11 protein-coding genes and 1 pseudogene are annotated in these 25154 nt (G+C 34.7%); 2 read left to right on the forward strand and 10 right to left on the reverse strand.

Translation table 11 applies throughout. The features are described 5' to 3' along the window. Nucleotides 1-15: 15 nt before the first annotated feature. Nucleotides 16-1377 carry a rhamnogalacturonan acetylesterase gene (locus GTZ96_RS07835; RefSeq protein ID WP_161642643.1) on the reverse strand — a complete coding sequence of 454 codons (1362 nt, stop codon included), beginning with the start codon at nt 1375-1377 and terminating at the stop codon, nt 16-18. 456 nt (nt 1378-1833) lie between these two features. Between GTZ96_RS07835 and GTZ96_RS07840 the strand changes: the two genes are divergently transcribed. Together GTZ96_RS07840 and GTZ96_RS07845 are read left to right on the forward strand one after the other, a co-directional pair. After that, nucleotides 1834-4944, forward strand: a complete 3111-nt coding sequence (locus tag GTZ96_RS07840; protein ID WP_161642645.1) for a SusC/RagA family TonB-linked outer membrane protein — start codon at nt 1834-1836, stop codon at nt 4942-4944. Between the two features lie 14 nt (nt 4945-4958). Next, nucleotides 4959-6896: a RagB/SusD family nutrient uptake outer membrane protein gene (locus GTZ96_RS07845; protein WP_161642647.1), complete on the forward strand. Its 1938-nt coding sequence runs from the start codon at nt 4959-4961 to the stop codon at nt 6894-6896. A gap of 169 nt (nt 6897-7065) precedes the next feature. Here the strand turns inward: GTZ96_RS07845 and GTZ96_RS07850 are convergent, their stop codons facing one another. The 9 genes and pseudogenes from GTZ96_RS07850 to GTZ96_RS07890 form a co-directional block, all read right to left on the reverse strand. Then, on the reverse strand, nt 7066-8142 hold the full coding sequence (locus tag GTZ96_RS07850; RefSeq protein ID WP_394368012.1) for a GntR family transcriptional regulator: 1077 nt from the start codon (nt 8140-8142) through the stop codon (nt 7066-7068). A 553-nt stretch (nt 8143-8695) separates the two neighbouring features. Beyond that, a complete protein-coding gene (locus GTZ96_RS07855; RefSeq protein WP_161642649.1) occupies nt 8696-10489 on the reverse strand; it encodes a prolyl oligopeptidase family serine peptidase in 1794 nt (597 codons plus the stop codon). Between the two features lies 1 nt (nt 10490). Next, complete coding sequence (locus GTZ96_RS07860) at nt 10491-13493, reverse strand: glycoside hydrolase family 2 protein (RefSeq protein ID WP_161642651.1); 3003 nt, start codon at nt 13491-13493, stop codon at nt 10491-10493. Between the two features lie 12 nt (nt 13494-13505). Next, nucleotides 13506-14837 carry a right-handed parallel beta-helix repeat-containing protein gene (locus GTZ96_RS07865; RefSeq protein WP_161642653.1) on the reverse strand — a complete coding sequence of 444 codons (1332 nt, stop codon included), beginning with the start codon at nt 14835-14837 and terminating at the stop codon, nt 13506-13508. A gap of 149 nt (nt 14838-14986) precedes the next feature. Then, nucleotides 14987-16111: a glycoside hydrolase family 88/105 protein gene (locus tag GTZ96_RS07870; RefSeq protein WP_161642655.1), complete on the reverse strand. Its 1125-nt coding sequence runs from the start codon at nt 16109-16111 to the stop codon at nt 14987-14989. A gap of 20 nt (nt 16112-16131) precedes the next feature. Further along, nucleotides 16132-18855, reverse strand: a complete 2724-nt coding sequence (locus GTZ96_RS07875) for a glycosyl hydrolase (protein WP_161642657.1) — start codon at nt 18853-18855, stop codon at nt 16132-16134. 502 nt (nt 18856-19357) lie between these two features. Further along, entirely contained in the window at nt 19358-23896 is a 4539-nt protein-coding gene (gene dnaE, locus GTZ96_RS07880; protein ID WP_161642659.1) for a DNA polymerase III subunit alpha, read from the reverse strand. A gap of 217 nt (nt 23897-24113) precedes the next feature. Next, a complete protein-coding gene (locus GTZ96_RS07885) occupies nt 24114-24953 on the reverse strand; it encodes an outer membrane beta-barrel protein (RefSeq protein ID WP_161642661.1) in 840 nt (279 codons plus the stop codon). 86 nt (nt 24954-25039) lie between these two features. After that, a pseudogene (locus GTZ96_RS07890) lies at nt 25040-25154 on the reverse strand (IS1595 family transposase); the annotation flags it as partial.

Below are 25154 nucleotides of genomic sequence, written 5' to 3' on the forward strand. Positions count from 1 at the left end.
AATTTGATTATAGAATTAGTTTCCGTCAGGTTTTACAATTTCAAAACGCTTACTCATTGGTAAAGTCCATTTTGCAAAAGCATTCGGATGATTTGGACTATATTGAGGTAGTCCTTTTATAAAATAAGCAGCCAAAGGATTATTCAAATCACGAAGTCCTTTAATAACACAAAGTGCAATTTCATTGGCTCCAAAAGAATTAAAATGGGTGTTATCTTCTAATTTTTCTTTTTGCCCCGGAAAAGTATTGGCCGGATATTGAACAAACGCTTTTCTGGATGGTTCATCGCCCCAGCTTTCATATAATGTAGTAGTCAATTTTGTAATATCAACCAATGGAACATTCATTTCTTGAGCTACTTTTCGCATCGCATCAGGATAATCACCATGTGTTGGTTTTAAAGTTCCATCGGCATTAAAAGCTCTACGTTGAACCGGAGTAATCAAAATAGGAATTGCTCCTTTGTCTCTGGCTGCTTGAACATATTCGCGAATGGAAGCAGAATAGGAATCCCAAGGCCCAATACCTTCCCCTTTTTCTTTCTCATCATTATGAGCAAACTCTACTATTAAATAATCTCCAGGTTTAATAACTGACAAGATTTTTTTCAAACGCAAACCTGCTTTAAACGAACGCAATGTTAATCCTGAAGCGGCATAATTTGCCACAACTACATTTTCGTCAAAATAATTCGTAATATATTGTCCCCAAGAAGCCCAAGGCTCTAAATCCTGATCGGTTACTGTAGAATCTCCAGCCAAATACACTATTTTAACATCGGTTATTGGAATAATACTAATACTTTTAATTTCTATTGATCCCAGAAATTCTAAAGTCAATTTTTCGTCCCAATTCAGCTGACCAAAATCCCTGTCTTTCAAATTAATCTGAGATGTACCATCTATTTTAGGAGTCCTAACATTTACGTTAAAAGTTTTTGTAGCAGTCACTCCTTTTTTAAGCAGTTGTTGATCGAGCATCAGTCTTCTTGATTCTGCTTTAATTGTAGTAATGGTATTTTTAGTTGTACTACCAAAAGTTACCGAAACCTGATAATTCCCTTCAGGAAGTTGTACCGAAAAATAAGTGGGTGCTTCAGTAGCAAATGAATTGGAATTCAATTTCACATTAGTTGCGGTATTAAAATCAAAACCATAACCTACAGCCGAATCAAAAGGCACTGATTTACTAACCGCTGTTGCTTTTTTGGATTTTTTTACTTTTTTTCCAAAGTAAAAAATCTGTTTTTCAATTGTTTTTGAAGTTGCTGCATTATTTTCTTTCGAAGCCATCTTTCTAGCAACAGTAGCAGCGTTTGAAACTTGTAAACTGCATATTAAAAGTAACAAACAAATTATCTTGCCTTTTTGAATCATAAAATATCAAATTTATTTTTAAATAATGGACTAAATTATTGTTTTAGGGACAAATCAGTATCCTGCACTGTTAGGTAACAAATTAAACTAATTGAGATTATCAACTGAAAATCAACGCAAAATTCATTAACAAACAGCTGCATTTCTTTTTAACAAAAACAATATAAAACAATTACTACAAAAAACCTTTTGAACAAAACCACAATTTCACAAAAAATCAGTTCTAACTAGCTTTTTTTGTAAATAAATTCCATTATTCCGCACTTTCAATAAAGGTTTTATCAAAAAAACAGGTATGCACAGGATACGTTAAATAAAAGTTAATTTTACTTTTGTATTCATAATAATTTAATGTTATTTTTTTGTACTTTTAAAATAAGATACACAATTATTAACACATTCACATTTCACAACCATTACATAACAACCTTATTAATTAACCAAAACTATTTTTTTATGAAACAATCATTCTTAAAGTATCTGGTTTACTTTAGCATCATGTTAACCGGCATGACCGCTTTTGCACAAACCACTACTATTACAGGAACTGTCAAAGACAATACAGGAATGCCAGTACCCGGCGCCAACGTATTAATCAAAAACACCAGCAATGGTATTCAAACGGATTTTGATGGAAAATTTGCTATTAAAGCAAAACCAGAAGATATCCTCGTTGTCTCTTTTATCGGAATGAAAACAATAGAGGTAAAAGTGGGCAACCAAAGCAGCATTAACATTAAATTAGAAGAAGAAGGCAACAAACTAGAAGAAGTTGTTGTAGTAGGTTATGGAACTAGAAAGAGAAAAGACCTAACAGGATCTATTGTAAGTGTTGGTGCTGAAGAAATTGCATCCAGACCGGTACAAAATGCCGTACAAGCCATGCAAGGAAAAGCTGCCGGGGTTGATATTGGATCAAACGAACGCCCTGGAACTATTGGTAACATCAACATTCGTGGTTCCCGTTCTATTGCTGCTTTTAATTCTCCTCTTTATGTAGTAGATGGCATCCCTCTAAATTCAAGAGCAAGTACTGATTCAGACGGAAAAGTTTCGCAAGTCGGTGGTAGTATTGACTTTATTAACCCTAGTGACATTGAGTCTATTGATGTATTAAAAGACGCTTCAGCAACAGCAATTTACGGATCTCGTGGAGCAAATGGAGTTATTATTGTTACAACTAAAAAAGGAAAAAACGGAAAATTCACAATAAATTACGACACAGCAGTCACTACCGAAAAAATTCATGAATTTGCTCCATTAATGAATGCAGGAGAATATATTGAATTACGTCGTTGGGCTAGATATTATTCAAATCCTGCTGCTTTTGCTCCAGGAAATGCGCCAACTATTGCCAATGACAGAACTATATTTTTAGACACAGCAGACCCTTCAGCCTGGGCTAACATTGCAAAAGGATGGGCTTCTGGAACTTGGGATGGTTCTAAAGTAAGCACCACGGACTGGACCAAATTTGTCACCCAAACAGGAGTAACTCAACAACATACTTTAAGCGTTAGTGGAGGTTCAGAAAAAATGAAAGCTTATGGATCTTTTGGATACCTTGAGAACACAGGAACACTAAAAGGGCAAGGCTTCAAGCGTTACAATGGTTCTGTAAACATAGACATCACTCCAACAAAATGGTTCTCTATGGGAGCTAACCTAAACACAAGTTATGCTGTAAATGAATATGGACTATCTAATGCTGGTAGATCTGCAGTAGCATCATCAGACGGAATTTATGTAACAGCCAGACAAAATCTACCTTACGCTGTACCTTTAGACGCTAACGGACAAAGAATTCAAAACCCAGGAGGAGATTCAACTATTAGAAATGTTTATGAAGAATACAAATACTCTCAAGATCAACGTGTAACCTTGCGTGCTTTTGGTAGTTTTTATGGCCAATTGGATTTTGGCGGGTTTTCATCTAAACTAGACGGCTTAAAATACCGTGTGAATTTTGGTCCTGATATCACTTCTTATAGAAATGGAGCATTCTTAAACGGCTTATCTTCTGCTCGTTCTGGAACCAGCTTTGCTTTATTGGCAAAAAACCAAACTATATCTTATACTTTAGACAATTTAATTTTGTACAACAAAACAATAGGCAAACATGATTTTGGAGTTACATTATTACAAAGTAAAACACAATACTCTAACGAAGAAAGCTCCATGTCTGCAGAAAATATTAAAAATGTAGAAAATAAGTGGAATGCTTTAACTAAAGAAAATGTCACGTTAAATGCTTATTCTTCAAATCTTATTGAAACTGGATTATTCTCTTACATGGGTAGATTAACTTATGGATACGATGACAAATATCTATTAACAGCATCTCTACGCTATGATTCAGCTTCTCAATTAGCTAAAATAAACCGAAGAGATCAGTTTACAAGTGCTTCTGTAGCTTGGCGTATAGACAAAGAAGAATTTTTACAAAATATTTCATGGCTTAATACATTAAAACTAAGAGCTGGTTATGGAGTTACGGGTAATGCTGCTGTACCTGCTTACGAAACTCAACCTCCATTAGCACAAGTACTTTATTCAACTTCATCTGGAGTTCTAACCAACTTAAAGCTACCAAATAGTGAATTAGGCTGGGAAAAAACAACCCAATTCAACTACGGTATTGACTTTGGCGTATTCAACAATAGAATTTCAGGAAGTTTAGAATATTACACCTCTAAAACCAAAGATTTACTATTATTAAGAAGTATCCCAACAGTTACAGGTTTTGATAAAACCCTTGCAAATATTGGAAAAACAGAAGGAAATGGTATTGAACTTACTTTAAACACAGTAAATATTAAAACAGCTGATTTTGAATGGAGTTCTAGCCTAAGCGCTTCGTGGCAAAAAAGTAAAATAGTTGAATTACAAAATGGTAAACAAGATGATATCCTCAATACTAGATTCATAGGATATTCGCCAGGAATTATTTATGGTTTTGAGTCTAATGGAATTTGGAGACCAGAAGATGCTGCTGAAATGGCTAAATTCAATGCTGCTGCTGGTAGCACCATTTTTGCTTTTGGAAACGCAAGACCAGTAGATCAAAATGGAGATTATAAAATTGATGCCAATAACGATCGTGTAGTTTTAGGAAGTACTGAACCAAAATTCATAACTGGTTTAACCAATACATTCAATTATAAAAACATAGAATTATCAATCTTTATTTATGGCCGTATGGGATACCTATATGATGCAGGAGGAGAAAACCTAAGTGGAAAAACCAGTCAAAGACAATTAGACTATTACACCGATGACAACACTGATGCCGAATACCAAAGACCTTTTTACAGCGCAGGTACTGGAGATATATACAACCCAACTTTAGGCTATAAAAACGGTTCTTTCTTAAAAATAAGAAACATCTCTTTAGGCTATAACTTCGAAAAAGATTTAGTAGAAAAATTAGGACTTTCTAGACTACGAATTTATATGCAAGCTGCTAATCCAGGTATGATTTTCTCCAAAGTAAAATGGGTAGACTTAGATACCAGAACGACTTATTCTAACAGAGGATTTACTTTAGGGCTAAATGTTCAATTCTAAAAACAAATTAAATTATGAAAAATTATAAAATACTATATATCAACCTAATGATATTAGCTACATTAGGACTTAGTACCTCTTGTAGTGAAGATTTTCTAGACGAAAAATTAACTACTGGATACAATCCAGGATATTTAAAAACAGAAGAAGGAATTCAAGCTTTATCTGTTGGTACCTACTACCAAGTTTTTGCATTGGATATGAATCGAGAAATCCCTCTTACAGCAAACGAATCTGGAACAGATGAATTTCATGTTGGAGGTGATCCATCAAATGGACTATGGAATTCTTATGCCTCTGGGTTCGGATCATTTGTAACCGTATCTAATTCTAATACTGTTGCCGCAAACACCAATTGGGACAATTTATATATTGGAATTGGAAATGCTAATCAACTAATCGAATCAGCTACGGCTATTGTTTCAACTAATGATGCAATTAAAAAAATAGCGCTAGGAGAAGGCTACTTTATGAGAGCTTACAATTATTTAAAATTAGTAAGACAATACGGAGGTGTACCAATAAACCTAAAGACAAGCAATGTTGTATTTTTAGAATTTACAAGAGCTTCAGCTGAAGACGTTTTAAAACAAGTTATTAGTGATTTTACTCAAGCCTATAATCTATTAAACAATACCGGAGGACCAAATAAAATCACAAAAGATGCTGCTGCCCACTATTTAGCAAAAGCTTATTTAACTCGTGCCAGCGAAATTAATGACGCATGGAATTCAGCAACAAAAACTACTGATTTACAACAAGTAGTTGATTTATGTAATGATGTTATAACACGTCACCCTTTAGCTCCAAACTATGTCAATTTATGGGACTTTAAAGCTGCTGACGGTGCAAATGAAAAACTATCCGAATTAATTCTATCAGCAGACTTTAACTCTAATCAATTGACAACTGGTGGAAATCAACAACATCTGTATTTCATCTCTACATACGATCAATTACCTCAAATGATTCGTAATACCGCAGGAGGAAGACCCTTTAGTCGTTTAGCACCTACTTACTTTACTTACGATGTATTTGACAAAATAAACGACTCTCGTTTTTGGAAAAGTTTTCAAACAAAAAGTATTGTTAATAACAAATCAGGTACTTATTATGTAAATGGCGATTTAGGTATTATGTATATTATGAATAACCCTACAGACACTCGATTTGCTAAAACTAGAAATGATGGTACTATAATCTACTCTAAAACTGGAAAAACAATTCCAAGTGTATTTGTAGCCTATGCAGCAGATAATTTTGGATTAATGAAAGATGTACGATTCCCATCTTTAAGCAAATACATGGATGGTTCAAGACTTGATTTTAATGCCACAAAAGGAAGTCGTGATGTAATATTAGCCCGTTCTGCAGAGACCTATTTGATGAAAGCTGAAGCAGAAGTGCGTCAAGGACCAGCTTCTTATGCCGCTGCTCTATTTGATATCAATACAGTTCGTAACCGTGCTGCTTATAAAGCAGGGGAAGATCGTGCTGCTTACACCGATGGATCTGCTGCTTGGACAACAGCTGTTCAAGGAGGAAGAGCTAGTTCATTTATTGCTGAAAATTCATACTACGAATCCAACAACATTGCAACCACAACTGCAGCAACCAGCTTAACTATTAGCAGTATTAGCGCACTACCTGCAGCCGATCAAGCAGTTATAACTAAATTAGGCTACACTACTGATTATGATCGTATGCTTTGTTTAATCTTAAACGAACGTACCAGAGAGCTTTGTGGAGAATTCCACCGTTGGGAAGATCTGAGCAGAACCAAAACTTTGGTAGCCAGAGCAAAAGCATACAATCCTGAAGCTGCACCAAACATAAAAGACTACCATATCTTACGTCCAATACCTCAAACATTCTTAGATGGCATCTACGTAAATGGAAGACCATTAACAGCTACTGAAAAACAAGCAATGCAAAACCCTGGTGGTTACTAAACATCAAACCACATTCATTAAAATGGAGGCTTAGGTCTCCATTTTTTTTATCCAAACATAATAAATAGCTCTTAAAAAAATTAAAAGACGTGTTAAAAATAAAAAAACTTGTAAGTCACTTTGCTTACAAGTTTTTTTGTTTTAGTTAAATTGCTATTAATTCTTAACTCTAAATAGAATTTCTATCAATAAAATTAAATGGATTTTTAATCTTACCTGATTCTTTATTTAAAATCATACTTGCAGCAGTAGCACCCATCATCTTAAAATCAGTAGAAATTACTGTAATTCCTAACAACTCTTTTAAAGGAGTATCATTATATGAAATAACACCTATTTCTCTACCTAATTCAAAATTTTTATCTCTAATCTGTTTAACAAGACTAACCAAATCTGATTCTTCAATCGTAATGAACAAATCTCCTTTTTTCAAAACAATATCATCATAAACCTCTCTTAAAACCTCATATTCAAGACCTGAATCTAAACAAAATCGTTTAAAACCATTTAAAATTCTTCTTGGATAAGGATAAACAGAGCTTTCAGGGTAAATTAAAATCAATTTATTATATCTGGAGATTTTCTCAAGCCCTTGCTTTAAAGCACCATAAATATCATTTTCATAATCCTGACAAACTTCAATCACAGAATCTTCAATCCCTTTATTATTATCTAAAATAACTAATTTTTCTTTTGGAATTTTATTAATTGCTTGCAAAACTCCTTCACCAGAACTAAAATGTGTCAGGTCATCTGATTTAAAATGAGGCATAATTACATAATAATCATAAGCCCCAAGGTATTTGTCAATTAAATTCAAAAACAAAGTTTGATCACAATGATAAATATGCAAATCAGTTTGTGAATTCCCTCCGATACTATTTATAAAGGAATTATAAATTCTCATCTTGTAGGAACTCAATTTATTAATCAAGAAAAGAACATTAACTTTTGCAATTAATTTGGTACGGGTAACATAATAACCTTTTCCTCTAATAGGAGTAATTATCTTTCTTTTCTTTAAAATATTATAGGCTTTCTCGACAGTATCTCTAGAAAGATAAAATTCCTCACTTAGCATATTGATAGAAGGCAACTTCTGATCCATCTGCAATTTTCCAGTAGAAATATTATGAATTATCGAATCTACAATTTGTTTGTATTTTGGAATTCTAGAGTTTTCACTTAAACTTATTGTAAAGGAAACCCCTTCATCAATCATCTCTTTTGTCAAAAACTTTTCCATTTCCTTCTAAATTATATTTTTATTTCTCCACAATACATAAAATCCCTTGCATTTTTCTTTGATAAAAGAAAGCAATAATTCCAAATAAAAAAAACCGTAATCGATTACCAAATATAAAAATAATTTCATTGTAAAAAATGAAATAGCTATAAAATAAACAAAATCAAAATAAATTATAATAAATTTCACATAATACTCAAAAACAAACTAGAATAGTTGAATATTTAACAATATATAAAAAAAGCCCGATTAACATGACTAAAACACATTAATCGGTCTTCACAAAACTCCTTAATTTCTATTTATTGCTGACCATTAATTTTTTATAAAATTCCACACTTAGCCTTTAATAACACTCCCTTAATCATCTTTCACGTCCACAAGCTAAATATGTAGTAGGTCCTCTTAAATTTTGGTTATATATTGTTGACTTTGTATTTTTCAAATTAAATCAACAGTATTATTCTGCAGTAATCTGCAGCAAAAAAAAGTCCAATTAAAACCTATAGATTTTAATTGGATTAAGAAAAAAACAAACTTTAGTTTTAGATTATTACTCTTTCATAAGCTGTAGAAGAGTTGATTTTGGAACTTCAAAAACAGTTCCGTGACGTGTTCCCAGAGGGAAACTAATTTTATCTGAAACATCTTCCCAGCCATTAGCCTTTTGTTTTACAGCACCATATTTTTTCTGAGTATATTTATCAAAATAAACCAACCATTGCCCATCAATTTTAATAGCCGTTGGTCCTTCTGCCCAATAATCCCCAGTAATTGGGGCACTTGCTTTTGAATAAGGCCCTGTCAATTTATCGCTGTAAGCCACTTTAATATTTTTTTGTACAGGAACTTTTGTTTCGTCTTTCAAAAACATAATATATCCTTTACCATCTTTCAAAATAGAAGAATCAATCACATTAAAACCAGGTTCATACAAAAGTTTAGTACGAGTGATTTTTTTAAAATCCTTAGTCGTAGCATAATAAATTCTATGATTGTATCCTTTTTCCTCTTCCGACTGGGTTTCCATAAATTTTCCTTCAATCGTAGATGCCCAATAAATCATATACTTTTTTTGCTTACTATCATAAGTGATTTCGGGAGCCCAAGTATTGCGTGTTCCACTTTCGTATTCCATAACAGGCAAAAACTCTTGTTTTGACCAATGAATCAAATCTTTAGAAGATGCATATCCAATTCCTTTATCAGTCCAACTCACAGTCCAAACCATATGATACAATCCATCTCCACCCTTAATAATACAAGGATCTCTCATTAACTTATCTTTCCCAACTTCGGGAGTTAAAAATGAAGTATCATTCTTTAAAGATTGCCATTTATAACCATCTTCACTATACGCTAAATGCAAACCATCTTCACCATTACCTTTGAAATAAGAAAAGATATAAACTGATTTTTCAGCAATTATTTTATTGGCTACCAGCCAATGTTCTAAAGAAGCAGACCAATCAGTATGTGTACCTTTTGTTCCAAGTCCAAAACCGTGACCTCCATTTTGATACAAATGCATTTCGGCAGGAACTTTGTTTTTCTTTAAAGCTAAATAATAATTGATACTATTTTCAACAGGAACAGCACCGTCATCAGTAGCGTGAACTAAAAATGTTGGTGGTGTCTTTTCGTTTACTTCTTTTTCATTCGAATATTTAGCAATCAAATCAGCAGAAGCCGTTTTCCCTAAAAGACTTTCTTTCGAACCATTATGAGTAATTCCTTTCTCCATTGAAATTACAGGATAAATCAACATCGAAAAATCAGGTCGTGCACTAACATCTCTATCTGTATCATACACTTTATCTAAATAATGCGTGGAAGCTGTTGAAGCCAAATGACCTCCAGCTGAAAACCCCATGATTCCAATTTTATTAACATCCAAATTCCATTTCACAGCATTTCTTCGCAATGTTCGAATGGCTTCTTGCGCATCTTGCAATGGCCCAACGGTTTTATCAATCATAATATCATCTGATGGCAAACGGTATTTTAATACAAAAGCCGAAACTCCAATCGAATTGAACCATTTTGCCACATTGATTCCTTCTTTATCAATAGACAAAAGAGCATAACCTCCTCCTGGACAAATGATAACCGCAGCATTTTTAGATGATTTATTTTCAACCAAAAAAGGAATCAAAGTTGGCTCAGTAACTTTCCTAACTCCTGTCCGATTACCCTGAGCATCTAATCGAGGTTCTTCTTTGTAAGCTTCGTTTTTAATAACTCCCGGGATTTTATCCCACAATGGAAATGCCGCACTTTCTTGTGAAAAGCAATTAATGGACAATCCTAAAAAAAGTACTAATCCAAATAATAGTTTTTTGTTCATACTAATTATCATTTTTTTTATAAAATTCTATTTCTACAATACGCAGCTGCCCTTTGGCATTTGCGGCACTTTTATCTTTAAACAAATCCAATTCCTTTGTTGGATCAACTTCAACAATGGTATCAAAAGCATCTTTTTCAGAATTGGTTCCAATCAATTCTATTGTAATTTCTTTAGCCAATTCTGGTTTTAATGGAATCGTAATATATCCTAAACTTTGTTCTGTATTGCCACGATACACTTCTTTACCATCGGCTAATATACGAATTGGATAACTTTTTGTACGCCAACCTGTAAACTTCACCACCGTTTCATTTACAATAGCCGGTTCAGCTAAGGTATACGTAATTTTTCCTGTACTAATTTTTCCGTCATTAGCCCATTCCGTCAATTCATTATCATCATAACTTTTATAAACATCATCGATATTAGCAACTGCTACAGCGTGACTGATAAAAACGGGCGTTCTTTTTATGGTATAAGAAGGAGTTTCTGGCGTTGGTCCTTTTTCTAAATATGAAGATAAATTAGCATTTGGCAATTGTTCTGCCAATCCATTTTTCGACAAAAACGGTTTTGATTGTAATTTAACCTCAGCCGATTGCAATCCTTTAAACTTTGCCGAAACACTAATTTCACCTGCTTTCAAAGTAGAACGAATCATAATTCGATTCACTCCATTTTCAACGGGTAACTTTTGAGACAAAATATAATTATCCGGACCTTGTGCAATTCCGCCTAACCATGTAGCATTTCCATCTAAATAAAATTCGATTAAGCTGTTGTCTAAAACACATCTGTTGCCCTTTTTATCCACCACTTCAACATCAATTAAAGCAATATCATTGGCATTAGCCAACAATCCTTCAGGACTGGCATGAGGAGTTAACCGAATAGCAAATGAAGTTCCCGCAGTTATTTTTTCATCTTCGCTCAACACTTTTCCATTGGCATCATAACTCACCGCTTTCACTGAACCTGATTCCCAATGAATGTTTTCGAAAGTGAATAAAAACTGCTTGCTTTGCTTACCAAAACCTTTGGATTTTCCATTAACAAAAAGCTCTACTTTGTCTCCAGAAGAAACAACGTAAATGTTTTTTGTAACTGCATCCGTGTAATTCCAATGTCCTATAATATGGGTTCTGTATTTTTCAATATCTACCCAACCATCCCACATAACCTGATGCGCAAAAAAGCCATCTTTTGGAATTCGCATTGGATCAACCTCACCACTTCTTCTGTAATTTTCAGCTCCTCTAAAATGCGTATTACTATCTGAAAAAATAATATTTACACCCCCCGAATTCACTCTTTTTCCTGTTCCGGGACGTTCAACATAATAATCATACCATCGTGTTACATTTTCAATAGCATGAGCGTCCTGATTGTGGTTGTACGGACTGGCATCGGCCACTTTGCTTCCATTTACATTAGTATGATTGGTTCCGCCAGTACCTTCTTTATGAAAAGGAGGCGAGAATTCGTCCCAATATTTTCTCAAACCTTCATCTCTGGAATATTCGGTTGCCCAAAAAGGTTTGCGGGCACTTTTGTTAATATACAACATTTCGCCACCGTACTCTGCTTCCTGACTATCGAGCATTTCCCGAGAACCAATTGCTCTTCCGCCATGGGGATCATAAGTATCACGCAAGCTTTTCATTTCGCGCATGTGAGCTTCGCTAATTACTTCGTTTCCGCTTTCGTAAAAAATAATACTCGGGTTATTTCGATTGTAAATAATGGCATCACGCATTAAATTAACACGTTGTATCCATTGCACTCCTTTGGCATCTTTTTCGGCATCACCAGCTGGCATGGCTTGTATTAAACCAACTCTATCGCAAGATTCTATGTCTTGCTTCCAAGGCGTAACATGCATCCAACGCACTAAATTCCCATTGCTTTCCACCATCATTCGATTACTGAAATCACTCATCCAGGCAGGCACTGACATCCCAACAGCCGGCCATTCATTACTGGTACGCTGTGCATAACCTTTCATCTGGATTACCCGATCGTTCAATAACACTTCCCCATTGGCGAAAGCCGTTTTTCTAAAACCTGTTTTAGTAGCAACCTCGTCTACAATTTTTCCATCTACTTTTAAAATGGTTTTTACAGTGTACAAATAACCATAACCCCAACTCCAAAAATGCAAATTATCCAATTCCTTCGAAGCTTTAATAATTTTAGTTTCTCCCGAATTTAAAGTCGTTTCCGAACCTGAAAAATTAGCCATTTTTTTATTTTCCAAATCAAAAACCTGAACTTCATAAGAGAAAGTTTTTGCTCCAGCATATTCATTTTTAACCTGAGTTTCGGCAGTTACAATTGCTGTTTTTTGAGCAACATTGATATTCGAAGCATAAACATAGGTTCCAATTGTTTTTAGATTCGAATACAATGGAAGTGTTTGATATAATTTGTCCGTTACATGAAGGTAAACGTTCTTTGGAATCCCGCCATAATTAGCATTGAAATTACTATTGTTCCATTGAAAAGTAGATTCTGTTTCTTGTTCTTTGTATTTCCAATCATTGTCAATACGAAGTGCAATTGTATTCTCGGCTGGGTATGATTTTAGCAAATTTGAAATATCATAACCAAAAGCCATTACTCCATTTTCATGAAGTCCTACTTTTTGTCCATTGACATAAATAGTTCCGCCTTGACGAACGCCTTCAAATTCGATAAAAACTTTTTTATCGACAATTCCTTCTGGCAGTTTGAACTTTTTTCGATACCAAACAATGCCGGTAGTAAGCTGCGTAATGTCTTTCTTGAAAGCTTCATTTTCGTTAAAAGCATAAGGGAGCGTTACAGCTTGCCAATTCTTATCATTAAAATTAACCTCTTTTGCCTGAGCTAAATCTCCTAATTTTAATTTCCAATCGGAATTAAAATTGTATTTCTTACGATTGAATTCCTGCGACTGAACTGCAAAACCGAAAGATACTAATACGATGGAAAGAAATAATTTCTTTAAATTAAAGTTCATATCTAGTATTTATTATTTTTCAAAACAACCTAAATCGGGAGCAGAGCCTTTGAATGCGAATCCTAAATTAGTTCCAGCATTTATAAGTTTGCTTGATGGAGCTAATTTTAAAAAATCATTGTTTGGCAGGCTTCCATCAGCTTGTCTTGGAGCCATCAATAATTTCTCATCAATACTTAAAAAATCAGAAGCAGTAACTTTAATACTCGTTAAATCAAAGTAATTATTCTTCAACACACAACGCGATTTATCAATATCGGTTAATTCTTCGGTGGTAGCTGCAAAGCCTAAATTATTAGCCATTTCATGATTCCATCCAGGGCCATTAGTTCCAAAATCAGTTGGATTTAAAGCCATACAATTGAGCATATTATAATTTCTTTTATTTAAATATGCGGTGTTATTATACCAATAATTCCCTTCCAAATGATGATTGGCATAAAATCCACTTTGTTTATTTTTAACTGCCAAACAAAAACGAATCGTATTTTTAGGTATCGGCGCATATCTTTCCATAAGTTCATTATACGGATTTTTTCCAGCTCCATATCCTCCGGCTTTGAATCCGTTTCCATCCCCTCTACCTATAAAATCAGGAGAATATCCATTATAAAAAGCCCAGCAATTTTCGATTAAAACAGGTTCCGCATTGTTAATTAAATCGAAACCATCATCACTATTAAACCAGGCACGACAACCTCTGAAAACATTATTTACACTTCCTTTTTGAAGATGACAGCCAAAACCATCGGTATTTCCGCCTTTTCCGCCTTCAGAAACCGAATCCCAGCTATTATAAGCATCACAATTTAATATCAGATTATTGGAACCACTAATCATATAGACTCCGATAGCCATATTATCGTGCATTTTTAATTGTTCCAATGTATTATTACTTCCTCGAACTTCAAAACATTCTGATTGGGTATGTGTTTTTATGGTTACCTGAACACCTACTATTTCAATTCCTTTTACGTGAATATTATTGGCATTCACAAAAAAAGCAACAACGCGACAGCCTGCTGGTTTTACATTTTTATAATCAAAAACAGGTGTTTCATTTTTATAAGCTAAATAAGAAATTCCGTTTTTATCTAAATGAGTCACATAAGCCCAAATGCCTTTCTTCACTGCAATTTGTTCTTCACGCATACTATAAAGTCCACCTCTTAAATAAACTACATCACCTGAACTGGCTAATTCCTGTGCTCTTTTTATAGTCTCAACAGGACTTGTTATAGTTCCATTATTAATATCATTGCCTTGAGGAGCAACATAGAGTTCTTTAGCAAAAGAAAAGAAACTATTCAAAAAAATAAGGACGAGTAAAATTCTATATTTCATATACCAACGAATTAATTAAATGCTAATTATTTTTATGCATTTCAGAAATTAATATTCATTAAAAAGGGAAGCCACTAAACTTCCCTTTTTAATCTTTTAACTAATTGTATTCTTTTTGATTTCTATAAAAAAGTAAAACCAATTTGGTATTACTTCATTTTATAGATTTCAGATCCGGCTAACAAGAAACAACCCAATCCATAATCTTCAAAATCAGGAATTTTATCATACGTTAATGGCTGACCATCTTTTGGTTCTTTACCTGTAGATTGTAAAAATCCTAAAAATCCATCTTTATGTAAACTCTCTGCTATCAATGCTTTCCATGCTTTTTCTACGACCGGAAAATACGTTTTCTTGTCTAAAATTCCGCTATTGATTCCGTAAGTTATTCCATAAACAAACAAAGCTGTTCCAGAAGCTTCTTTTTCTCCAAAATTTGTTGGGTCATGCAAACTTACATTCCAGAATCCATCGGCTCTTTGAATAGGCACTAAGGCTTTTGCCATCGCTTTTAAATCTTTCACATACTGCTCTCTATGAGGAGCATTTTCAGGAATAATAGTTAATACTTTTGCCAAAGCAGCAATTACCCAACCATTTCCACGGCTCCAGTAACAATCTTCTCCATTTGGTTCTTTGTAAGGAGGATCAAAATCGGCATCACGCCACCACAAACCGTCTTTGGGATTATACAATCCGTGGTCACCGTGATTATTTCTAGAGTACATGTATATCTGATACATTTTCTCATAATAACGATTGTCTTTTTCTAAAACACCCATTTTTGCAAATACGGGCATTCCCATTTGGATAGCATCAATCCAAGACCAATCGTCTAATTGAGGTGTATTCAACAACATATTAACACATTGTCTCGTATTTTTTAATTTTTTAGCATCTGGCTCAATATTGTACAAATCAATATAAGTTTGTGCTGCACAATAGTCATCGGCATTGCGATTAGCATTCCCGTTTCTGAATCCCCACTTGTGAAATTCTGACCAAGAGTAAGCATAATCATAATAAGCTTGTTTTGGATAGATTTCGTGCAAAGCCATCAATCCTTCATAATAAACCCCACGAGTCCAAATATTACTTGGACGCTCTTTATTAGTAACAATAGTTTTACCTGTATCTGGCCATTTGTCCATAAAATATTTATTAGCCAATTCCATTTGAGCCAAAACTGCTTTTTTATCTAAAGGGTTTTGCGCTAAAGTTATACTGCTTACAATAAGACTTAAGCCTAAAAACAAAATACTCTTTTTCATTATTAAGGTGTTTATTACTATTATTTTTCTTCTTTTAAAGGAGTTATCGAAACTGGGCCTAATAATCCCGAAGGCATCGGTTTCCACTTAGTAGCATCAAATTTGTTATAATCTTTATCTACCATATTAATTTCATAAAAGATTTTCCATTCTTTTCCTTTCTTTTCCATGTCTATAATTCTATTTGCAGAAAGATTGGTTACCTGAACTTTCAACTCGTTTTTCCCTTTTTTAAGTTGCCCTAAATTAATTGAAAAAGGTACTGACCAAGCGTTTCCAATATATTCGCCATTTAGCCAAATTTTAGCACTTTCTCTCACATCTCCCAAACTCAATTTCCAGTTTTCTGCTGTTATTTTTGGCGCATCAAACTGCAAAGTATACAATGCTGTTCCTGAAAAAGCTTCGGTATCAGGACTGATTTTAGTCCAAGATTCTAAATTAGTTAATTTTGCCGGAGCAGGCAAACTTGGGCCTCCTTTTTCAAAATTCAATTGCCAATTTCCTTTTAATGCAATTGGTTCAGCCGCATCCTGATAATATTTCCAAGGCTTTTCTGAAGCGGCATTCTCTGTCTTTAAAATAAATGATTTTCCAGATTCTATGCGAAGTTTCACCAAAGTAGTTTGTCCGTTTTTTTGAACTATAGCATTTCCAACATTTCTAGTCAACGGATCTAAAATCAACACTTCTTTATTGGCTATAGCCAAAGGAATAAAACCTTCAATTGTTTTAGCAGTGTGATTTACTAAATAATAGATTTTCTCTCCATTTAAATCTCTTCTAATGAATTTCAATCCTGTTCCAACTAAGGATTCTGATTGCACATTAGCCAGTTGTAACGCTTTAAAAAAATCACTCACCGGACTCACAATAGCTTTATTTTCTGAAAGTAATGTGGCTAATTTTGTATTTTGAGCCTCATAATCTTTAAGTCCCGGAACCGATTTTGGCAAACCTTCAAAAATTATAGCAGCACCCGCTTTTTTCAAAGCAATTAATTTCTCTAAAGTAGCCAAAGGCATTTTATCACAATTTGGCACCACCAATGCTTTATAACTATTTCCAGGCAAAACTATCATTCCGTCTTTTACTGTGGCTTGAGCAATAAAGTTGTCCGAAACAAAATCAACTCCATAACCATTTGCCATCAATTTTTTAGTCGTATCATAAAACGGAGTTCCGTGCAACCACTCTTTCAACGAATGAATCTTAAACTGGAAAAATAAATTTCCTTCTAAGCTTTTCCCCCAAGTATCGTAAACTGGATAATACAATAATGTTTCGTTATCTGACTTCCCAGATTGTAACATCGATTGACAATTAGCAATATAATTGAACAATCCCGGAGCATCTTCCCAAATACTGTTATTAGAATTAAAATTCACCGAAGCATAGAATTGCCATCCCGGCCATTCCGCTTTTTTAGGCGAATAAGTAGAACCGTGTAGAAAAATATGATTGACTCCGTTAAGTAACAAGTCCTCAGCTTCCGGCTTGCATTGCGACAATGCCGTTTTAAAATGATCCCTCAACCACGTAAAAGTTTCTGAAGAAGTCAATGGTTTTCCAGAAATATGTGCCGCCGAAGAAGAAAATTTCAACATCACAGGATCGGCATCACCATCTCTAATGTCTTCTTTTTCACGTCTGAAACCCGGAATATCATAAGGCATTGAACCAAAAGTTTCACATTCTGGAATATCAGCCGAAGCGTATAAATCGATTAGATTCCCTGGCGAACCGTGAGCTTGTAACTTGGTTTTATAATTTTTCGAATTGGCCCATTTGGTCCAAGGCAAATCAAATTTATTCAACAACAAATCAGAAATCGTTTCTCTGTAATCGCTTTTTACTCTATTTCCAATTTCAGATTCTTCTTTACTCAACAACTGTGGAAGGTATTTTTTCAAATCATAACCACGGCGTTTTTCAAATTCTTGTAAAAATAATGGCGTAAAATCGGTACCATATACTTCATAACTATCATTAAAAATAGCTCTCAGTTTTCCTTCAAATCCCACTAATGCTTTATCAAAAGGCACTACATAAGCATTAAGTGCTTCTGTAGAAAAATGATCTAAAGTATAACCTTTCCCACCCGGTGCAGCACGTTTTACCTGCTGACCCGTTTTCCCAGCAAAAACAGCATAAAGTGTATAATTTGTTTTTTTAGCTTTCCAGTTTAATACATTCCCTTTTAATTGGCTTGTCAAATCCAAATAAGATCCATCGGCACCATAAGCCGAAACAGCCAGTAATTGCGCTGGCACTTTCTCCTTTACCGGATCTACATTTATTTCTTTATTAAATTGTTCGTTTTTTTTAACCTCATATTTCTCTACTACTAATTTAGTTGCAGCATGAGGAAGCGTAACCTGAGGCCCTCCATAAGGCCAACCTGTACCAAGAACCATATCGACCTGCAAACCTAAACTATCGGCAATTTTTACCGTGTAGTCCAGCATTTCCATGTACTTTGGCGACAAATAATCAATAAAATTATTCTCTTCTCCTTTTACTCCATAAATAGGTGTTATTTCGACTCCTCCAATTCCAACTTTTTGAAAATCGATTAAACTTGATTTCAAATTGGGTTTATCTACCGCATTTCCCATCCACCACCAGCGTGCCCATGGTTTGTTCACATTTTTAGTTTGAGGCCAGACATTTGATTGAGCTACACCATTTAAAGAAAATAGAATCCCGATAAAAAACGGAAGATAATTGAGTTTAATTTTCATTGATTTTTTATTAAAATTATCTGGTTTTTAATCTATCCTGAGACAAATTAGACCAGTTTATCTAAAATGAACTATAATTTTATTCAGAATATAAAATTATTAAACATGTCTTTCTAACGCATCCTGTCCCGTCCTGCTAAACATCCAGGCAAAAACTCAGACAATTATCTATTAAAAAGTATTTTTAATTTACGACTGCGTTATTATCAACAATAATGCCATTTAGAAGCATTTAATCGATTTGATTTACAAAAAAATCAATTTATTTCTTTTTTATTTCAACGGTATAAATTTGTGTATCCCCTTCAAAATTAGCTCTAAAAAATGATGGTTATGATTTTTTAGAGCTAATTTTGAAGGGATACAAGAAAACAAAACATCCGTAAACAATAATTTAGAAATATTGTTTATTACGGAACTACCAATCCTACTTTGATTTAGAACAAAAAAGAAAAATTGGCCTTAGTTTTTACAGCTATCGCTGCTGTGGTATATATTGTGTCTAATTCAACTTAAAGTTTATCTGCATTTTCTCTAATTCCTGTAAAAACTCAGTCGAAATTTTAATTTTCAACTTTCTGCTTGCCATACTCAGTTTCGTCACCACCTTAACCTCTTCCACCTCTGTAACCTGAACAGCCTTATTTTCTGGAGTATCCGAAGCCTCAGCATCCTCATTTTCATCTTCAAAAACAACCTCTTCATTTTCTTCAAGAACAGCTGTAGTCTCTATCAGTTTCTTTATTTTCTCTATCTCCATGACTTCAAAAGTTACCTGATTATCTCCTTTATTTTCATTAAAAAGATGACTCAACTTATGAATAAACTCTGGATGCAAATCCTTAATATTCAACAACACAATCAATCTTTTAGCAAAAATCCCTAACACGTCCTGCAATTGCTTCGCATCGGAAAACTGTATTCTTGGGTCTGTTTTTTTACCAGTATCTCTGTTAACCCATCCTTCTTTTATAAGGAGTTTAAAATAAACAAAGTTGTTTGGAAGCAAGTATCGGTGAAAATTCAAATAATCTTCTCCAAAAATTTTAAATTCAAAACTTTCATCATAGCCTTCCAGATTAAAACTCGCCCATTCTTTACCGTTTTTAGCAGTTCTTCTTTGAACATTTGATACAATTCCACCAAAAGCGAGTGTTTTACCAACATATTGCTCCAAGTTTTTAAGCGCTTCTAATTTAGCATTACAGAAATACTTCATTTCAAATCTAAAATCATCCAACGGATGCCCAGAAATATAAATCCCAACTACTTCTTTCTCCTTTGCCAATTTTTCCATTGTACTCCAATCCTCGCATGGTGGTACAACAGGTTCTGCAATTTGTACTTCACTGGTTTCTCCAAACAAACTCACCTGAGACGAATTTTCATTCTCTTGGAATTTCGAGCCATAACGAATCGCTTTTTCATAAAAGGTAACTCCATCACCTTCATCATGAAAATATTGCGCACGTGTAGTTCCTTCAAAAGAATCAAAACCACCCGCCAAGGCCAAGTTTTCAATCGCTTTTTTATTGGCGGCACGCAAATCAATTCGCTTAGCTAAATCAAAAATCGATTTGTATTTTCCGTTTTTTCTACTTTCCACAATAGTTTCTACTGCTCCAGCTCCTACTCCTTTGATAGCTCCCATTCCAAAACGAACAGCATAATCATCATTTACGGTAAATTTATAATAAGACTCATTCACACAAGGTCCTAAAACCTGCAAGCCCATTCGCTTACATTCCTCCATAAAGAATGACACTTGCTTAATATCGTTCATGTTATTCGAAAGTACCGCCGCCATATATTCGGCTGGATAATGCGCTTTCAAATAGGCAGTTTGGTAGGCAATCCATGCGTAGCAAGTCGAGTGGGATTTATTAAAAGCATAACTCGCAAAAGCTTCCCAGTCTTTCCAAATTTTCTCTAAAACTTTTGGATCATGTCCTTTAGTAGCTGCTTGTTCTACGAATTTAGGCTTCATTTTATCCAGAACGTCCTTCTGTTTTTTACCCATCGCTTTACGCAAAACGTCGGCCTCACCTTTAGTAAATCCAGCCAACGACTGCGACAAAAGCATCACCTGCTCCTGATACACCGTAATTCCATAGGTTTCCCCTAAATATTCTTCGCAGGCATCTAGATCGTATTTGATTTCTTCCTCTCCGTTTTTTCTTCGAACGAAAGAAGGAATATATTCCAAAGGTCCAGGGCGATACAAGGCATTCATCGCAATTAAATCTCCGAAAACGGTGGGTTTCAATTCCTTCATGTATTTCTGCATTCCAGCAGACTCATATTGAAAAATCCCGACAGTTTCTCCACGTTGGAACAGTTCATACGTCTTGACATCATCAATTGGAAAAGTATCTGGGTCGAGATCAATGTTGTTACGGTATTTGACTAACTTAACAGTGTCCTTTATCAATGTCAGGGTCTTCAGACCCAAGAAATCCATTTTCAGCAATCCTGCACTTTCTGCAACCGAGTTATCAAATTGGGTTACATATAAATCGGAATCTTTGGCGGTAGTAACAGGTACATAATTAGTAATATCAGATGGTGTTATAATCACCCCACAGGCGTGAATACCTGTATTTCGCATCGACCCTTCCAGAATCTTGGCCTGCTGAATTGTTTCTCCTGCCAAATCATCTTCATTGGCAATGGCGATTAATTCTTTTACAAGTTCAAATTCATCAGCACCTTTTAATGCTTTTTTAACCTCATCTTCTGATTCAGAAAGGAAACGAGCCAGATTCCATTTACCCGGCATCATTGCGGGAATCAACTTGGCTATTCTATCGGCTTCAAACAACGGTAAATCCAATACACGCGCCGTATCACGAATCGCCGATTTGGTTGCCATTTTACCATAAGTGATAATTTGAGCCACCTGATTGGCTCCGTATTTTTTAATTACATAATCCATTACACGGCCACGTCCCTCATCATCAAAATCGATATCAATATCGGGCATGGACACACGATCAGGATTCAGGAAACGCTCAAAAAGCAAATCGTATTTAATCGGGTCAATATTGGTAATTCCTAAACAATAAGCCACAGCAGAACCCGCCGCCGATCCACGGCCTGGTCCTACGGAAACATCCATTTTTCGAGCTTCGGCGATGAAATCCTGAACAATCAAAAAGTAACCCGGATATCCAGAATTTGAAATCGTTAACAACTCAAAATCCAAACGTTCCTGAATAGACTCTGTAATATCTCCATATCTTTTTTTCGCACCTATCATGGTCAAATCCCTCAAATAGGCATTTTCTCCACGAACTCCATTATCTTTTTCATCTTCGGGATCAACAAACTCTTCGGGAATATCATATTTCGGAAGCAATACATCGCGATAGAGCGAGTAAATTTCGACCTTATCAACAATTTCCTGAATATTAATAATTGCCTCAGGTAAATCGGCAAAGAGATTTTTCATTTCCTCTCCCGACTTATAATAATATTCCTGATTTGGCAATCCATATCTATACCCACGACCACGACCGATAGGTGTTGCTTGCTTTTCACCGTCTTTTACACACAATAAAATATCGTGTGCATTCGCATCTTGTTTATTTACATAATAGGTATTATTGGTCGCAATTAACTTTACCTGGTGCTTTTGCGCAAACTCAATCAAAGTTTTATTCACACGGTTTTCATCTTCCTGATTGTGACGCATCACTTCGAGATAGAAATCGTCTCCAAATTGCGCTTTCCACCAAACCAAGGCTTCTTCGGCTTGGATTTCACCAATGTTCAGAATTTTACTCGGAATCTCTCCGTATAAATTCCCGGACAAAACCATGATGTCTTCCTTGTACTTTTCTACAACGTTTCTATCAATTCTGGGTACATAATAAAAACCATCCACGTAAGCGATAGACGCCATTTTGGCCAAATTATGATAGCCTTTTTTATTTTTTGCCAATAAAACAACCTGGTAACCATTGTCTTTTTTAGACTTATCTTTATGATTTTCGCAAATATTAAATTCGCAACCTACAATAGGCTTGATTTCGGTTTCTGTTGGTTCTTCCCCACTTTCAACCAAGGCTTTATTTTTGGCGGAAGCCCCTTTATTGTGATTCATCACTGCACTCACAAAATGGAAAGCTCCCATCATGTTTCCTGTATCGGTCATCGCAACAGCAGGAAAACCATTTTTAGCTGTAACAGTTACCAAAGGCGCTATTCCGATAGTCGATTGTAAAACCGAAAACTGTGTATGATTGTGTAAATGAGCAAACTTCGCTTCGTTTAAACCTTGCTTATCCGCATCCGAAACGGTAGTTTGCGAAACATTTTGTTCTGATTTTTGAAGCTGCTGGCGAATTTTATCCGAAGCAGCTTTTAAATTGATATGCTTTAAGCCAATAAGCTGAATTTCCTGCGGATTTTTAGCTTGAAAATCCTGAAAATAAGAAGCCGGAACATCAAGTTCTTCCTTAGTAAAAACTTCTCTTTTAATTAACTCCAGAAAACAACGCGTGGTTGCCTCAACATCGGCAGTAGCGTTGTGGGCTTCGGAAAAAGGAACGTTAAATAAATAACTATGTAACTCAGTTAGTGTAGGCAATTTAAATTTTCCTCCACGACCTCCAGGCAATTTCAATAATGAAGCGGTTACTTCGGTACAGGTATCGAGAACTGGCATCGAAGCCATTGGCGAATCAACGCCCATTCGATACAATTCGCAACCCATAATATTGACATCAAAACCTAGGTTCTGACCTACAATAAATTTGGCTTTGCCTAAAGCAATATTAAATTTCTCCAAAACTTCAGCTAAAGAAATTCCTTCCGCCTCTGCTAATTCAGTTGAAATACCGTGAATACGTTCAGCATCATAGGGAATATTAAAACCTTCTGGTTTTACCAAATAATCCTGATGTTCGATGAGATTTCCCATATCATCATGCAACTGCCAGGCGATTTGTATACAGCGCGGCCAGTTGTTTGTGTCGGTAATGGGCGCATCCCAACGCTTAGGTAATCCCGTAGTTTCCGTATCGAATATTAAGTACATAGTCCCCTCCCCAGCCCTCCCCAAAGGGAAGGGAGTTTGAATTCAAATAAATTCAAACGGTGCATTTAACTGGTTTTAAACACATTAAAATTAATAGGCTTTCAAAAAATTGAATTCCAAATTTAGTTTTTTTTTAGGCGATTGAAAAGGGAAGTTATCAACAAAAAAAGGTCTTGATAATTAATCAAGACCTTTCATACAAATTTAAAAAATAGGTTTATTTAAAATTCCATCCTAGCGTAATACCAAATGCTAGAGGACGAATTTTTGCATCCTTATCTGTACTATACAATCCATTCGCTTTTCTATCTGTAACAGATGTTGGATTATAACCAATATAAGATTTATCAGTATCCTGGTCAACAATAGAACCGTAACCACTTTCAAGGAACATTGCTGCATATAATGCATTTTTTGCTCCGATATCAAATGTAAAACCTAATTCAAACATGCTCATCACTATCCCCTTCGTTTCGTATTCGCCGGTAGCTGAATAATTAGCATGGCCTCCAAAGCCATATTCTGGTAAATTATCAATACTCAAATTAACATCAGGATAATAGGCCGTACCATTTACATAAGATGCCGTTGCGTCAATCTTATATTTTACAGGCAAAAAGTATTTAGCTCCTGCTCTAAAATTAAAATCAACTCCTTTATGAATATTTGTTTTATACTGAACGAAAAGTGGAATTTGAACCGCATGAAGTGTTTGTTTTTCATTATAACTACTTGTCGTTACATTATAAACAAATGCAGAACCTGAAGGATCAATCTCAAAATTAGTTAAAGTTTCCATTGAATTGTTCAAAGAAACATCTTGCTTATATTGAGAAAATTCTAAGCCTGTCCCAATTCCAAAATGATTAGTTAGCGAATAAATATAACCCGCTTTTAATGTTCCTGCGTGTTCAATTTGATATCCTGGCGGTGTTACTTTAATATCATTTCGGATATGTCCAATTCCTGATTGCACACCTACATAAAACTGAGCATTCATCGTTTGAAAAAACAAAAGCACTGTAATTCCTAATATATACTTAATATCGAATTTCATTATTTATCTTTTTTTTTAGCATTAGAATATTCATCCCCATTTTATAAAAAAATGAGGATTTCATACTCTTAAATTATTTAATTGAGTTATACACTTAATATCTGTTTTATGTTTTTTTGATAAATCGGTTTTGCATTCACCATTCTTTCTATGGATTTATGAAAAATACTTGTTTTAAATTGAGAACGGTTTATCCTAAAA

The organism is Flavobacterium undicola, assembly GCF_009909155.2.
Classification (GTDB): domain Bacteria; phylum Bacteroidota; class Bacteroidia; order Flavobacteriales; family Flavobacteriaceae; genus Flavobacterium; species Flavobacterium undicola.

Bases quoted from the DNA above. Each gene is read 5' to 3' on its own strand.
- GTZ96_RS07845 (WP_161642647.1), top strand. From the start codon at position 4,959: ATGAAAAATTATAAAATACTATATATCAACCTAATGATATTAGCTACA.
- GTZ96_RS07840 (WP_161642645.1), top strand. From the start codon at position 1,834: ATGAAACAATCATTCTTAAAGTATCTGGTTTACTTTAGCATCATGTTA.
- GTZ96_RS07860 (WP_161642651.1), bottom strand. From the start codon at position 13,493: ATGAACTTTAATTTAAAGAAATTATTTCTTTCCATCGTATTAGTATCT.
- GTZ96_RS07885 (WP_161642661.1), bottom strand. From the start codon at position 24,953: ATGAAATTCGATATTAAGTATATATTAGGAATTACAGTGCTTTTGTTT.
- GTZ96_RS07855 (WP_161642649.1), bottom strand. From the start codon at position 10,489: ATGAACAAAAAACTATTATTTGGATTAGTACTTTTTTTAGGATTGTCC.
- GTZ96_RS07850 (WP_394368012.1), bottom strand. From the start codon at position 8,142: ATGGAAAAGTTTTTGACAAAAGAGATGATTGATGAAGGGGTTTCCTTT.
- GTZ96_RS07865 (WP_161642653.1), bottom strand. From the start codon at position 14,837: ATGAAATATAGAATTTTACTCGTCCTTATTTTTTTGAATAGTTTCTTT.
- GTZ96_RS07835 (WP_161642643.1), bottom strand. From the start codon at position 1,377: ATGATTCAAAAAGGCAAGATAATTTGTTTGTTACTTTTAATATGCAGT.
- dnaE (WP_161642659.1), bottom strand. From the start codon at position 23,896: ATGTACTTAATATTCGATACGGAAACTACGGGATTACCTAAGCGTTGG.
- GTZ96_RS07875 (WP_161642657.1), bottom strand. From the start codon at position 18,855: ATGAAAATTAAACTCAATTATCTTCCGTTTTTTATCGGGATTCTATTT.
- GTZ96_RS07870 (WP_161642655.1), bottom strand. From the start codon at position 16,111: ATGAAAAAGAGTATTTTGTTTTTAGGCTTAAGTCTTATTGTAAGCAGT.